At 61.6% G+C, this 14,298-nt stretch carries 14 protein-coding genes; 3 read left to right on the forward strand and 11 right to left on the reverse strand.

What is annotated here, in order from left to right:
• Positions 1–8: 8 nt before the first annotated feature.
• A complete protein-coding gene (locus K359_RS0114365) occupies positions 9–1,016 on the reverse strand; it encodes an ABC transporter substrate-binding protein (RefSeq protein WP_029079977.1) in 1,008 nt (335 codons plus the stop codon).
• Positions 1,017–1,208: 192 nt separating this feature from the next.
• Here K359_RS0114365 and K359_RS0114370 point away from each other — a divergent pair, with 192 nt between their 5' ends.
• Positions 1,209–2,360 carry a zinc-binding dehydrogenase gene (locus K359_RS0114370; RefSeq protein WP_029079978.1) on the forward strand — a complete coding sequence of 384 codons (1,152 nt, stop codon included), beginning with the start codon at positions 1,209–1,211 and terminating at the stop codon, positions 2,358–2,360.
• Positions 2,361–2,405: 45 nt separating this feature from the next.
• Here the strand turns inward: K359_RS0114370 and K359_RS0114375 are convergent, their stop codons facing one another.
• The 8 genes from K359_RS0114375 to K359_RS0114410 all read right to left on the reverse strand — a co-directional run bounded on the left by K359_RS0114375 (position 2,406) and on the right by K359_RS0114410 (position 10,887).
• Positions 2,406–3,110, reverse strand: coding sequence for an ABC transporter ATP-binding protein (locus K359_RS0114375; protein ID WP_029079979.1), 705 nt, complete (start codon positions 3,108–3,110; stop codon positions 2,406–2,408).
• A 4-nt stretch (positions 3,111–3,114) separates the two neighbouring features.
• Complete coding sequence (locus K359_RS0114380; RefSeq protein ID WP_029079980.1) at positions 3,115–3,885, reverse strand: ABC transporter ATP-binding protein; 771 nt, start codon at positions 3,883–3,885, stop codon at positions 3,115–3,117.
• Positions 3,882–4,868 (reverse strand): branched-chain amino acid ABC transporter permease, encoded by a 987-nt coding sequence (locus tag K359_RS0114385; protein WP_029079981.1) that lies wholly within the window; start codon positions 4,866–4,868, stop codon positions 3,882–3,884. The genes K359_RS0114380 and K359_RS0114385 overlap by 4 nt, the downstream gene beginning before the upstream one ends.
• A gap of 7 nt (positions 4,869–4,875) precedes the next feature.
• Positions 4,876–5,760 carry a branched-chain amino acid ABC transporter permease gene (locus tag K359_RS0114390; RefSeq protein WP_035976572.1) on the reverse strand — a complete coding sequence of 295 codons (885 nt, stop codon included), beginning with the start codon at positions 5,758–5,760 and terminating at the stop codon, positions 4,876–4,878.
• Positions 5,761–5,814: 54 nt separating this feature from the next.
• Positions 5,815–7,068 carry an ABC transporter substrate-binding protein gene (locus K359_RS0114395; RefSeq protein WP_029079983.1) on the reverse strand — a complete coding sequence of 418 codons (1,254 nt, stop codon included), beginning with the start codon at positions 7,066–7,068 and terminating at the stop codon, positions 5,815–5,817.
• Between the two features lie 68 nt (positions 7,069–7,136).
• On the reverse strand, positions 7,137–9,527 hold the full coding sequence (locus K359_RS0114400) for a xanthine dehydrogenase family protein molybdopterin-binding subunit (RefSeq protein ID WP_029079984.1): 2,391 nt from the start codon (positions 9,525–9,527) through the stop codon (positions 7,137–7,139).
• Positions 9,524–10,009 (reverse strand): (2Fe-2S)-binding protein, encoded by a 486-nt coding sequence (locus K359_RS0114405; protein ID WP_029079985.1) that lies wholly within the window; start codon positions 10,007–10,009, stop codon positions 9,524–9,526. The genes K359_RS0114400 and K359_RS0114405 overlap by 4 nt, the downstream gene beginning before the upstream one ends.
• Positions 10,006–10,887: a xanthine dehydrogenase family protein subunit M gene (locus K359_RS0114410; RefSeq protein ID WP_029079986.1), complete on the reverse strand. Its 882-nt coding sequence runs from the start codon at positions 10,885–10,887 to the stop codon at positions 10,006–10,008. The genes K359_RS0114405 and K359_RS0114410 overlap by 4 nt, the downstream gene beginning before the upstream one ends.
• A 170-nt stretch (positions 10,888–11,057) precedes the next feature.
• Between K359_RS0114410 and K359_RS0114415 the strand changes: the two genes are divergently transcribed.
• Together K359_RS0114415 and K359_RS0114420 are read left to right on the forward strand one after the other, a co-directional pair.
• Positions 11,058–12,155: an LLM class flavin-dependent oxidoreductase gene (locus K359_RS0114415; protein WP_029079987.1), complete on the forward strand. Its 1,098-nt coding sequence runs from the start codon at positions 11,058–11,060 to the stop codon at positions 12,153–12,155.
• Between the two features lie 15 nt (positions 12,156–12,170).
• Complete coding sequence (locus K359_RS0114420) at positions 12,171–13,046, forward strand: polysaccharide deacetylase family protein (protein ID WP_029079988.1); 876 nt, start codon at positions 12,171–12,173, stop codon at positions 13,044–13,046.
• 6 nt (positions 13,047–13,052) lie between these two features.
• Here K359_RS0114420 and K359_RS0114425 read toward each other — a convergent pair whose 3' ends face one another.
• Positions 13,053–13,739 (reverse strand): TetR/AcrR family transcriptional regulator, encoded by a 687-nt coding sequence (locus tag K359_RS0114425; RefSeq protein ID WP_029079989.1) that lies wholly within the window; start codon positions 13,737–13,739, stop codon positions 13,053–13,055.
• A complete protein-coding gene (locus K359_RS0114430) occupies positions 13,736–14,290 on the reverse strand; it encodes a flavin reductase family protein (protein ID WP_029079990.1) in 555 nt (184 codons plus the stop codon). The genes K359_RS0114425 and K359_RS0114430 overlap by 4 nt, the downstream gene beginning before the upstream one ends.
• Positions 14,291–14,298: the final 8 nt, after the last annotated feature.

Genomic DNA, 14,298 nt, shown 5'->3' on the forward strand with positions numbered 1-14,298 from the left:
ATATTGCCTCAGCGAACCTCGGCGAGATAGCGGTCGACGAAGGCTTTTTGCACGTTTTCCATCTCGCCCCAGTCGACGCTCTTGGCGCGCGCGTAGTCGCTGTCGGGGAGGAATTTGCCCTTCACGGAAGCGGGCAGCTCGATCGGGCGGGCCGGACGCAGATAGGCATTGGTCCAGATCGCCTGGCCCTTGTCGGACAGGAGATAGTCCATGACCTTCTTGGCCTTCTCCTTGTCGGGCGCGTTCTTCACGAGACCGACGACATAGGGAAACACCACCGAGCCCTCGCAGGGAATCACAAACTCGAAGTTGCCCTTTTCCGAATATTTCGCGCGGTAGGCGTTGAAGTCATAGTCGAACAGAATAGGCATCTCACCCGAGACGACGCGGGCATAGGACGTCTGCTTCGGCACGATCGGATCGTTCTTGCGCAGCTCCTTGAAGAAGCCGATCGCGGGATCGAAATTGCTGGGCGAGCCGCCCAGCGCCAGATTGACGGCGACTGCGCCGACATAGCCGACGGCCGCCGACGACGGATCGAGGTAGCCGACCATCCCCTTGTAGTCGGGCTTCAACAAGTCCTTCCAGCAGGCCGGCACCGGCTTGCCGCCAAGTGCGTCCTTGTTGACGAACAGGCCGAGCGTGCCGGAGTGGATCGTGGTCCAATAGCCGTCCGGATCCTTGAGGCCGGCGGGGACCTGATCCCAATGCGCCGGCTTGTAGGGCTCGAGCGCGTCCTGAGCCTTGGCCTTCATGCCGAAGGTGACGCCGAAATAGCCGATATCGCCGACCGGATTGGACTTCTCAGCCAGGATCTGAGCCAGCGCCTGGCCGGAATTCTTGTTGTCGTGCGGGATGTCGTAGTTGAGGTCGGCCTTGATCGCCTTCAGCATCGAGGCCCAATCTGCCCATTCCGGCGGGCAATTGTAGCAGATCACGTCGGCCGCCCTGGCCGATTGCCACGGCGCGATCAGCGTCAACGCCAGCAACGCGAGGACAAGGCGGACGGTTTTCATGGGAGGCTCCGGTGTGGCGGGATGCGATGAGGATTTCAACATCAACCGGGCGATCAAGTATAGTCCGCGTATGAAGGTTTTGCGACGCGCCCGCTGCTGTGCAGCAAACGGCGGAGCCGAGACGCCAACCATCGGCTGCTCGCGGCCGCCGGCGGTTTTGCGCTAGGTTGCCAGGCAAAAGAGGAGGCGACCATGTACCAGCCGCCCGGCGTCAAGACATCGCCCGACCTTCCCGTCCCCGACCGCATGAAAGCTTGGGTCCTTGGCGACCCCGATCAGCTCCACCTGAGCGAGAAGCCGACGCCTGCCCCGTCGCGTGCCGAGGTGCTGGTCCGCATCGATGCGGTTGCGATCTGCGCCACGGATCTCGAGATCATCCATGCCGGGTCGCCGGCGAGCATTCAGGGCGGCCTGCCCTTCAACAAGAACTTTACGCCGGGCCACGAATACATGGGCACGGTCGCCGCGCTCGGCCCTGATGTCGACGAATTCAGGATCGGCGAGCGGGTCAGCGTGGAAATTCACGCCGGTTGCGGCCAATGCAAACGCTGCCGCCAGGGCATGTACACGTCGTGTCTCAACTATGGAAAACCCGAGAAGGGTCACCGCGCCAACGGCTTTACGACCGATGGCGGATTCGCCGAATACGCGGTGAACCACATCAACACGCTGGCGCGCGTACCTGATGCGATGAGCGACGCGGAAGCGACGCTGGTCGTGACTGCCGGTACGTCGATGTATGGCTTGACGGAATTGGGGGGATTGGTTGCCGGCGAGAGCGTCGTGGTGATCGGCCCCGGGCCGATCGGACTGCTCGCGGTGGCGGTGGCCAAGGCGCTTGGTGCAAGCCCGGTCATCCTGACGGGAACACGCAACAAGCGGTTGGCGATCGGCGGGGAATTGGGGGCCGATCGGGTCATCAACATCAACGACGAAGACGCCGTTGAGGTTGTGAGGCAACTAACAGGGGGGATCGGTGCGGACTATGTCGTCGAATGTGCCGGCACCGAAGCGACACTCAACCAGGCGATTCACATGACCAACCGTGGTGGCAGGATTTGTCTGGCCGCCTTCCCGCACGAGGCCGCAACACTGGACATTGCACATCTCGTGCGAAACAACATCTACGCCTACGGCATCCGCGGCGAGGGCCGCAGCGCCACCCACCGCGCCATGGAACTGATGGCAGCGAAGCGGTTCGACGCGACCAGGATCCACACGCACACGTTTCCGCTGGCTGACCTGCCGACGGCGCTCAGATATGCGCGGGATCGCGTCGACGACGCGATCAAGGTCGTCGTGACCAATCGCAGAGCCGAAAAGATCGCAAGCGCCGCGGAGTAAGATGGCGACCGCGCCGGTTGCAACTGCGCCGGCCTGGGAGCCTGCTCACACCGAACAATATCGCTCCTTGATCTCATTGTCGGCCAGCAGTGCCTGCGCAGATGCCTGATGCACCACGGATCCCTGGTCCAGCACATAGGCACGATCCGCGATACCCAGCGCCAGCTCGACGTTCTGCTCGACCAGCAGCACCGTCGTTCCCTGTGCCTTCATGCTGCGGAACAGCTCGAACATCTCGTCGACCAGCACCGGCATGATGCCCTCCGAGGGCTCATCCAGCATGATCAGGTCGGGCTTGGCGATCATCGCCCGCGCGATCGCCAGCATCTGCTGCTCACCACCGGACATCGTGACCGCCTCTTGATCCATGCGCTCGGCCAGTCGTGGGAATATCACGGCGATCTCGTCGATCAGCTCGGCCTCCCGCTTCTTCTGCTTCGATGCGACCAGCCCGAGCCGCAAATTCTCCCGCACGGACAGCCCCTGCACGATCCGCCGCTCTTCGGGAACATAGGCAAGCCCCAGCGCGAACCGAACATGCGCCGGCTGGCGCAGCAGCTCTTCACCCTTGAAGGTGACCGAGCCGCGCGTCCGCCCCATCAAGCCCATGATCGATTTCAGCGTCGTCGTCTTGCCGGCTCCGTTGCGGCCGATCAGACAGACGATTTCGCCCCCAGCCACCTCGAGATTGATGTCCTGCAATGCGTGGCTTGCGCCATACCAGGCATTAAGCTTGCTGATCTGCAGCATCACCTCAATGCTCCCGCTGGCCGAGATAGACACGCTTCACGGCCTCGTTCTGCCGGACCTCCTGCGGAGTTCCCTCGGCAAGAAGTTCACCATGGTGCAACACGAGGATGCGATCGCTGATCCCGAGCACGAGTTTCATCTTGTGCTCGACGAGGATGACCGTACGTTCCTTTGCGAGCTTCACGATGAGATCCATCATGGTCCGGGTTTCTTCCGGGCTCATGCCGGCCGTCGGCTCGTCCAGCAGCAGCAAGCGAGGCTGACTGGCAAGCGCCATGCCGATTTCCAACGCCCGCTGCTCGCCATGAGCCAGCGTTTTGGCGGCGCGTTCGCGGGACTCCCACAACCCGACCAGGGCAAGCAGTTCGTCCGCCCGCTCCACCAGTTCGGTCAGCCGCGCGCGCGGGCGCCAGATGTCGTATCTGGACACCAGGGCCTGCAGACCGACGCGGATGTTCTCACGCGTCGTCAGCTGCGGAAACACGCTGGTGATCTGGAATGACTTTGCGATCCCCATGTGAGCAAAGCGGTGCTGCGGCAGACCGGTGACATCCTTGCCCTCGAACTCAACGCCGCCATTCGACGGCGGAAAGGCACCGCACAGCAGATTGAAATAGGTGCTCTTTCCGGCCCCGTTCGGACCAATGATGGAGGTGATCGCCCCTCTGGCAAATTCGGCCGAGATGTTGTTGAGCGCGACAAACTTGCCGAACGTCTTGCCGACGCCCCTGGTGCGCAGAATGATCTCCCCTGCCTGATCTGCCGCCGCGGTCATCGCTTGCCCCGCGCGATCAGCGTGCCCCAGATGCCGGCAGGGAAGAACAGCACGCATGCAATGAAGATGGCACCAACGATCAGTTGCCAGTGCACGGTCCAGACGGAGACGATGTTCTCCAGCACCAGGAAGACCGCGGCGCCGATCATCGGCCCGAAGAATGTCCGCATACCGCCCAGCAGAGCGATCATCACGACGAGGCCCGAGGTCTCGTAGTGCAAAATCTCGATCGGCACGATCGACAGATGCAGGGCCTGCAAGGCACCCGCGAGGCCGCAGAAGCCACCGGACAAAACGAAGGTCAGCAACCGGGTCAGGGTCACGTCATAGCCCGACGCGCGGGCACGCATCTCATTCTCGCGCACGGCCTCAATGACGGCCCCAAATGGCGACGCGAGAATGCGCGACATCACGAAGAATGCAGCGATCACGAAGGCCGCAATGACGTAGTAGCGGACCATCGGGTTGATGAAATCAATCCGCAGGCCGAACAGATCGATGGTACGGACGTTGATGCCGCGCAGGCCGTTTTCGCCGCCGGTCAGGTCAACCGCCTGATAGAAAAGGTAGTAGACGCATTGCGACAGCGCCATCGTCACCATGGCGAAGTAGATGCCGCGGGTTCTGATCGCGAGTACCCCGATCAACAGCGCCATCAACAGGCCGCCGGCGACCCCCGCCGCGATGGCCGCATACCATGGCCAGCCAAAGTGCACGATGGCGATGCCACAGACATAGGCACCGGTCCCAAGCAGCGCAGCATGACCGAACGAGAGCAGACCCAGATAGCCAAACACGAGGTTGAAGCCGAGGGCGTACAGCCCATAGATCAGGATGTTCACGGCCAGGGCCGTGAACGGCATCACCAGCGGAAAAACCAGGATCACCACGGCCGCGATGCTGGCGCGATGCTTCGTTGCAAATTCGTACCAGCCGGCCGTCGTGGTATCGGGCTGTTTGATGGATTCGGTGGCGTCGGTCATGCCTGGCTCAGCTCATCAATCCGGCGCGGCCGAAGAAGCCCTGGGGACGAACGATCAGCACGATCGCCATCAGGGCAAAGATCGAAACCTTGGCCATCTCTGGTGCAAACAGCGAGGTCATGCTGACCACCACACCGACCAGCAGGCCTGCCAATATGGCGCCGCCGATCGATCCCATTCCGCCGACGACGGTCACCACGAAGGCTTCGGCGAGAATCGTGCCGCCCATCTCCGGGATGACGCCCTGCAGCGGGGCGGCCAACAGCCCGGCCAAGCCCGCAATCGCGGTACCTATCCCGAACACGATCAGCCAGACCCTGGAAACATCAACCCCAAGGACGCGGACGATCTGTGGATCGCGCGCGCCGGCGCGGATAATGAGCCCGAAGCTGGTCTTCTCCAGAAACAACCAGAGCGCCAGCAGGACGACGGCCGTCGCCGCGATGACAAACAGGCGGTAGAGCGGGAAATAGCCGACACCGATGTTGACCGCCCCCTGCAGGATCTCGGGCGTGTCAAAGGGATAACCGGTCTTGCCAAAGGCAATGCGCACGCATTCGACCATCACGTAACTCAGCCCGAAGGTGAGCAGCAGCGGATAGTCGATGCCGCGGCCGTAGAGCGGCCGGATCAGCACGCGCTCAACCACAAGGCCGAACAGTCCGACCAAGAGCGGCACCGCCACCAGGCAGATCCAGAAATTGCCGCCGATCGAGATCAGGTAAAGGCCGACATAGGCGCCGACCATGTAGAAGGCGCCATGGGCGAAGTTGACGACCGTCAACATCCCGAAGATCAGCGAGAGGCCGATCGCAAACAGCACGTAGATCGCGCCGAGCGCCAGCCCGGCAAACAGTTGCAGCGCAATCAGGTCAAAGCTCAGGCCGGCCATCTCATCACCCCAATATGGCGCGCACCGTCCCGCGGCGCGCGCCACCGCACGAGCTCAGCTCTTGTGACCGAGCGCCTCGCAGGTACGCAGGTTCTTTTCGTTGGGTTCTTCGGTCGACAGAACCTCGAACACATCGGATTCGTTCTTCATGTCCTTGGACTTCGACTTGATCACGAGCACCGACTGCACCGATTGGTGATCGCATTTGCGATAGTATTGCGGCCCCTTGTAGTAGTCGTACTTCAGAGCCTCCAATGCAGCGACGACCTTGTCGGTCTCCACGCTGCCGGCGCCCTTGACCGCCTCGAGCACGGTCCGAACCCCGCCATAGCCGAGCGCACCGTAATCGGTGGGCAGCTTGCCGTCATACATCTTGCGGAACGCATCGTTGAACGCCTTGGTCGAGGCGAACTTGTCATCGATGCCCCAGTAGAACGAGCAGCCACCGACGACGCCTTCGAATGCCTGCGGACCCGCCGCAACGCGACTGGCATGCGAGAGCAGCGGCGCGATGATCTGGATCGATTTCTTGATGCCAAAATCGGTTGCCTGCTTCAGTGCGATTTGCTGGTCCCGACCGAAATTGCTGATGCACAAGATATCGGGCTTCAGCGCCTGGAGACGGGGCAACAAGGTCGAGAAATCGGTCGTTCCCAGCGGATGGCGGATGTCACCGAGGTTCTCGATGTTGAACTCCTTGCCGACCTCAAGGAAGCCGCGAACCATCTCGTGACCGTAGGCATAATCCGCCGTGAGAAACGCAACCTTCTTGCCGAATTTGGTGAAGGCGTAGCGGCCGACCGCACCTGACGTCATGTGCGGGTTCAGCGCTTCGTGGAATGTGTATTTGCTGAAGTCGGCCACCTCGTTGATGGCGTCGGACTGGCTGATCGAATTGAAGATGACGCCCCGCTCCTTGGTGACGTTGTTGATCGCAAGCTGAACCGCCGCCGAGAGACTTCCGACGACAAAATTCACCTTCTCCTTCTCGACCAGCTCCAATGTCCGCGTCGCCGCCTCACCGGGATTGAGCTTGTCATCGCGCACGACGAGCTCGGCCTTGCGGCCGTTGAGACCGCCGGCATCATTGAATTGCGCGACGGCCAACTGACCCGCCCGGACCTGGTCCTGGGCCTCGGCGCCATAGGGGCCGGTCAAGGGAACCGGGAAACCGATCTTGATCGGCGCTTCCTGGGCCTGCAGTAGATTGATGCGAAAGGGCGAGACGGCGAGAGCGGCGCCGGCACTTGCCGTCGTCAGCAGACGACGCCGCGATATCGATCCAGCTTTGGTGACCTTGTTCGTCATGACCATTCCTCCCCAAGAACTGTCTGTGTTTTGCTTATCGTATTGTCTTTGCCCGAAACGTCTCCACCTCAGATTCGTCCCAGGGCCGTCAGGATAACCTGAGGCGTCAGCGGAATCTCGGTAATTATTGCGCCGAACGGCCGGAGCGCGTCATTGACCGCGTTGGCCACGCAAGCTGCCGCGCCGGCTGTCCCCGCCTCGCCCGCCCCCTTGGCGCCCAGCTCCGATTCCAGCGTCGGAGAGACCACGTGGCCGATCTCGATATCGGGCATCTCACCGGACATCGGGACCAGGTAGTCCGCCATATTGGCGTTGGTCAGCTGACCGCGTTCATCATAGATGCACTTCTCGAACAGTGCCGAGCCGAGCCCCTGCACGACGCCGCCCCGGATCTGCTCGTCGACCAGTTGCGGGTTGATGATGGTGCCGCAATCTTCGACAACCCAATGCTTGAGCAGCGTAACGAACCCGGTCTCGGTATCGACCTCGAGCCACGAGGCCTGAACGCCGTTGGTGAACGCAAAGGGGTACTGGCGTGGAACGAAATGCCGGGTCGCCATCAACTCGGGCTGGATGCCTGGCGGGAGCGTGTCTGGTCGAAAATAGACGATCCGCGCCAGCTCATTCAGCTCGATGCGCGGCGCACCGTCGTCGGCATTGACGATGCTGTTGTTGACGATATCGAGCCCGGCCGGCGTCGATTGCAGGATGGCCGCAGCAACGTCGAGAATATTCTTGCGCAGAGCCTTGGCGGCCTGCAACGCGGCTTCGCCGCCGATGCCGGCGCCGCGCGAGGCCCACGTACCGCCGCCATAGGGCGTGTTGTCGGTGTCGCCCAGGATCACGCGGACCCGCTCCATCGAAACGCCAAGCACGCTGCCGACGATCTGGGCAGTCAGCGATTCCGACCCTTGCCCCTGCTCCGTGATGCTGGTCTGGCAGATCACCGATCCCTGGGCGTCGAGCCGAACCGCGACGCCGTCCTGCGACGAGATCCGCGCGCCGCCGACGCCGTAGAAGGCGGCGCTGGGATTGGTAACCTCAATGAAACTGGCGATTCCGATGCCACGGTGAACGTTTCTGGTACGCAAGGCCGCTTGTTCGGCACGCAACGCGTCGTAGTCCATCATCTGGAGCAGCTTGGCCAGCGAGGCGTGATGCGAGAGCTGCTCGAACTTCATGCCCGAGGGTGATGCGCAGGGATAGGCGTCGTCGGCGATCAGATTGCGTCGGCGAATTTCGACGGGGTCCATGCCGATCTTTGCCGCGGCCAGATCGACCAGGCCTTCGGTCACCGAACAGGCGATCGGGTGTCCGACCGCCCGGTACTGGCACATCACATTCTTGTTCTGGAAAACGACCCGCGCCCGCGCCCGATAGTTCGGGGTGACATATGGTCCACCGACCAGATTGACCACCTGATTTGCCTCGATGGCGCTGGTCCGCGGATACATCGAATAGGGGCCGATCCCCGTCAGATCGTCGATCTCGAAAGCCGTAATCGTGCCGTCCGGTCTGACGCCGATCCGTCCCCTGCATCGATGATCGCGGGCGTGGATGTCCGTGTTGAAGCTCTCGACGCGGTCAGCCACGAACTTGACCGGCCGGCGCAGCAGCTTGGACAGCGCATAGGTCGCCATTTCGTCGGCGTAGATATGGACCTTGATGCCGAACGAGCCGCCGACATCCTTGCAAACCACCCGGACCTGCGCTTCCCTCAACCCGAGATGGAGGGCCGCGATGTTCTGCACCATGTGGGGCGCCTGCGTGCCCTGATAGATCGTAAGCCGCGCCTCGGCTGCGTTCCAGTCGGCAACGACGGCCCGCGGTTCAAGCGTCACGCCGGTGTGGCGCCCGAACACGAAGTCGGCTTCGACCACCTCGGACTCCGACAATGCGAGGTCGACATCGCCGGCGTTGAGGGTCCGTTCGAAGGCGAGATTGTCACCGAGCGAGGCGTGAATGACGGGAGTGGCCGGATCGAGTGCCGCGCGCATGTCCGTGACCGCGTCGAGCTCCTCGTAGTCGACGGTAATGTGCTCCATGGCATCTTCAGCGGCCGCACGACTGGTTGCCACAACCGCCGCCACCGCCTCACCCTGCCAGCAGACCCGGTCGACCGCGATCGCGTGCTGCGGCGCCGACTTCAATCCCTTCAGATGCGAGAGCACACCGACCCAGGGCGTAATCACAGCCTTAAGCTCACGGCCGGTGACGATGGAAATGACGCCCGACATGCGCCTTGCCGCGGCGGCATCGATCGCCACGATCTTGGCGTGGGCATATGGCGACCGCAGAAAGACCACGTGCGCCATGCGCGGCAATTCCAGATCGCTGACATATTGTCCGCGCCCTTGCAGTAGCCTGTCGAGATTCGGACGCGGCACCGACTTGCCGATGTAGGAATTCGGGCGATCGAGCACCGAAAGCGTGTTTGTTGCCGCGCGGGTCACCGTCATGCGCGCCGCCCCGCGCGCGTTTTGGCCGTCGCTTCCACGGCGTCCACGATGGCCTGATAGCCAGTGCAGCGGCAATAGTTGCCGGAAAGATGCTCGCGGATCGCTTGACGATCAGGCACGGACACTTGCTTCAGCAAGTCCTGCGCCGTCATCAGCATGCCAGGCATGCAATAGCCGCACTGCAATGCATTGCGCTCGCGAAACGCAGCCTGAAGATCGGCGACTTCTCCGCCGTCGGACAGCCCCTCGATTGTCTCGACCGACGCCCCCTGCGCCTGGACCGTCAACATCAGGCAGGAGCGAACGATCTCGCCATCGACCCGGACAGTACAGGCGCCACAGACGCCGTGCTCACAACCGACGTGAGTGCCGGTCAGCTTCAGGTTCTCCCGGAGGAAATCAGCGAGGTTGAGCCGCGGCAAGACAAAGGCATCGATAGGTTCGCCGTTGACCAGAAGCGAGATCGATACCGGAGCGCTCACTTGGTTGCTCTCGTTTCCAGGTCAGGTCGCGCGAGTAATGCGGCCACGCAACGCCGGAGCAAGACAGTGGCGAGATGTCGGCGCATGGCTGGGCTAGCCTGCTGATCCTCATGTGGATCGAGTTCATTGGCCAGCGCGGTCGCAGCCTCTGCGAGCAAGTCGGGAGTAACCGACGCATTGATCAGCATGTCGGCGACGGTCGCGAGCAAAGGCCGGTCGCCAACCGCAAAGAAGCCGAGCCGAAGATCGGAGAACCTGCCACCCGCGACGAGAGCGCGAGCGGCGAGACCAACGATGGCATAGTCGCCATGCCGCCGGGCGTACTCCTGAAAGAAGAACGTCGAGCCTTGGCCTGCGACAGGTACCTCGACTGCGACAAGCAACTCCTCCGGAGACAGTGCCGTCTCGTAGATTCCCTTGAAAAACCCGGTCGCAGCAATCCGGCGCTCGCCGGCCGGGCCGCGAACGATAATCGTGGCGTCAAGTGCTACGACGCAGGCGGGCAGTTCAGACGCAGGATCGGCATGGGCGAGGCTACCGCCAATCGTTCCGCGGTTGCGAATTGCGGGATGAGCAACATGGGCAACGGCATCGCGCAACAACGGCGCATGCAGAGCAACCTCCGGCGAATGGAGCAGGTCGACATGCCGGGTCAACGCACCAATGACCAGCACATCTCCCTTCACCGCGATGCCGCGCAACTCGGCGAGGCCGCCGATATCGACCACAATGTCCGGAGATAGGAGCCGCAGGTTCATCGCCGGCATCAGGCTTTGACCACCCGACAAAACCTTCGCCTTGTCGCCATGCGCAGCGAGCAATTCCAGCGCATTCACGACGCTGGTCGCGCGGGCATAGGCGAAAGCCGCAGCTTTCATGTGGGCGTGGCCTCCCGGGCCCAATTTTGGTTTGCCCGATTAGAGGGCCGCCCTCTTCAAAGGTCAAGCTTGTTTATCGAGTGATTATTTGCGCGGCGGGACTTGTCTTCGTCGCAGGAAGGCCGCAGGTTCCTCGCCAACTAAAGTTCTACTCGCAAGGGAGGCGGATCATGAAGCTCGGATTCTTTACGATGCCGATCCATCCTCTCGACAAGGATTGGCGGCAATCGCTCCGGGAGGATCGGGAGGCCTTCCTGCTCGCGGACGAGCTCGGGTTCGCTGAGGCTTATGTCGGCGAGCATGTCACCGACAAGGCCGAGAACATCACTTCCAGCATCGCGTTCATTGCCTGGCTCGCGGCCGCGACCAAGCAGATCAGGCTTGGAACCGGCACCATCAACATGCCGAACACCCATCCGGCTGCAGTCGCGGCATCTGTCGCCATGCTCGACCACATGCTTGATGGCCGCTTCATATTCGGGATCAGCCCGGGCGGGTTGCTGTCCGATGCGGAAGTCTTCGGTAATCTCGATGCCGACCGCAATGCGATGTTCCTGGAAGCGATCAATCAGGTTCTCGACATCTGGGCCGGCAAGCCGCCCTATGATCTACAGGGCAAATATTGGAATGTCTCGGTCAAACGAACTCTGATTGAGGATATTGGCCAAGGCACCGTCGCCCGCCCCTTGCAGACCCCTCATCCGCCGATCGTGGTGACCGCGGTCGCGCCGTTCTCAAAAGGGGTCACGGAGGCCGCGGCACGCGGCTGGGATCCGATCTCGGCAAACTTCCTGATGCCAGCCTGGGTGAAGAGCCATTGGCCCAAATATGTCGAGGGCTGCGAGCGCGCAAACCGGCCGGTCGACAGCGCCAATTGGCGTGTCGCCAAGAGCGTGTTCGTGGCAAGGGACGCAGCAACCGCGAAAGCCTATGCCACGTCCCCCGACAGTCCCTACGTGTACTACTATCACCAGCTGTTCACGAAGCTGAAGCGCAGCGGCCGGCTCGAATTGTTCAAGACGCGGCGGGACCAACCTGACGCCGAAGTCACATTGGAAGAGATCTGCGACAAGCTCATCATCTACGGCACGCCCGAAAGCGTGGCCGATCAACTGCTGGCGTTCCAGGAAGAGATCGGCACCTTCGGAACCTTGCTGTACGCCGGCAAGGACTGGAAGGATCGCGAGCTTGGCCGGCAATCGATGATCCTGATGGCCGAGAAGGTCTTGCCGCGGATCAATGCCACCGCTGCCGGATCATCGGCGTGATCAAGGAGTTTCGACATGGCCTTCACTGATCGCATTCCGTACCAGGCCCAGGTCGATCGCCCGAAGCTGACATTGCCGGGCGGCAAGAAACTTGCCGTGTGGGTCATCCTCAATGTCGAGGAATGGCGCATCGGGAACGCGATGCCGCGTACCGTGCTGAGCCCGCCGATGGGTCAGCCCCTGCTGCCCGACGTGCCGAACTGGTCGTGGCATGAATACGGCATGCGAGACGGCTTCTGGCGGCAATTCAAGGCCCTCACCGACCGAAATATCCCAGTGACGCTGGCCGTGAATGCCAACGTCTGCAACAGCTATCCGCGGGTGGCGTCGGCAGCGCTTGAGGCGGGCTTCGAATTCATGGGACACGGATTTGTCCAGGGCCCGATGCACAAGGTCGAGAACCAGGCTGACGCAATCAAGCGCGCGGTCGACACCATTGCTGGATTTACCGGCAAGCCGCCGCGATCGTGGGAAAGCCCAGGCCTGACCGAGACCGAAGAGACGCTCGATCTCCTGCGCCTCAACGGCATCGAATACGTGGCCGACTGGGTGATCGACGATCTCCCGCTGGACATCGCCACGCCGCACGGAACGGTGACGACAATTCCCTATTCCGTCGAGACCAACGACATCGTTATCCACGCGCTGCAGCACCTTCCGTCAGAACAGTTCCTGACGCGCTGCACCGACCAGTTCGATCGGCTTTATCTCGAAGGCGCAGAGAATGCACGGATCATGGCGATCTCGGTGCATCCCTACATCACTGGGGTGCCACACCGAATCAAGTACCTTGAGGCCCTGCTCGATTACGTCATTGGTCATGACGGCGTGGCCTTGATGACGGCGAGTGAGATCGGAGATTGGTATCGAGGTCAGATGGCGACAAAGTAGTACGGTTCAGCCCACAACCTTGATCGGCGCCCGTCGACGATCGGTCGCGCTCTCCGCCATCCTCTCGAATCCTGCGAGAAAGATATCCAGCGCATCGCTGATCATTTGTGCCTTGTCCTCTAGGACCGGCGCTTCGTAGATGTACTTCCGTACACCATAGTAGAAGATGCCGCCGTGAAACACCCAGGCCAATTCCAGTTCGGCGGCGCTGGGCCTGCTTTGCGTCGCGAGGCCGGCATCGTGCCGGCATTCCCTGAGAATGCGGGTCAGTATCTTGTCCTTGACCATGCCGACATACCAGCGATTGATATCGAGGCCCTTCAGGCCGGAGTAAAGATAGATCCTCAGCCATTTGCGGTTGAAGATCGCATCCGTATAAACTTCGTAAAACTCCTGCAGGCGCACGCGAAGCGGACGCGACCGATCCGAGAGCAACTTCTCCCAGCCGATTTCCAGGGGTTCGAGATATACCTTGCGGTAGACCTCCTTGATGAGATCATCCTTGCTCGGAAAGTAGCGGTAAAGCAGCGGCTGGGTTACGCCGAGCTTTCGCGCAAGGGTACGTGTACCGCCGCCGAATCCCTCTTCCGCAAAAAGCTCAGTCGCCTTGGTGACGAATTCGCTGCGTCGGTCGTCAGCTGATAGTCGCCTCTGCTTGGTACGAGCTCGCTTGACGGGCGTCTTTCGATTCATGATGTCTTGTCACCATCGTCAGGCAGGAATCGGCCAAAACCTCCCCGCGCGAACAACAACGGATTGCTCCGGTTATAAGCGTAGGCTTCCACCGCCCCTAGAAAAATGACGTGATCTCCGCCGTAGTAGCGGTTGGCGGCACGGCATTGAAAATTTGCAACCACGTCAGCAAGCACAGGAGCTTGACCGAGGCCCGGCGTCCAGCCCACACCTGCGAACTTGTCGCCCGACGATCTGGCAAACTGCATCGCCAGCGTCTGCTGCGACGCATCAAGAACGTTGACCGTGAAATGGCTTGCATTCTGGAAGATCGGCAGCCCCTGCGAAAACATGCCCAGGCTCCACAGCACCAGCGGCGGATTGAGCGACACCGACGCGAAGGAATTGCAGGTAATTCCGTACGGCCGCCCTTCGGCAGACATCGCGGTCACGATCGTCACGCCGGTCGCAAACGTGCCGAGCGCGTTGCGGAAGTCACGAGGGTCGATCGTCGAACTGTCGCTTGCGAACTCACTGGCCGGATCCGGCGGATGTTTGGGTAAGTCAGACATCCAATCGG

It is taken from the genome of Bradyrhizobium sp. th-b2 (assembly GCF_000426785.1).
Lineage (GTDB): Bacteria > Pseudomonadota > Alphaproteobacteria > Rhizobiales > Xanthobacteraceae > Bradyrhizobium > Bradyrhizobium septentrionale.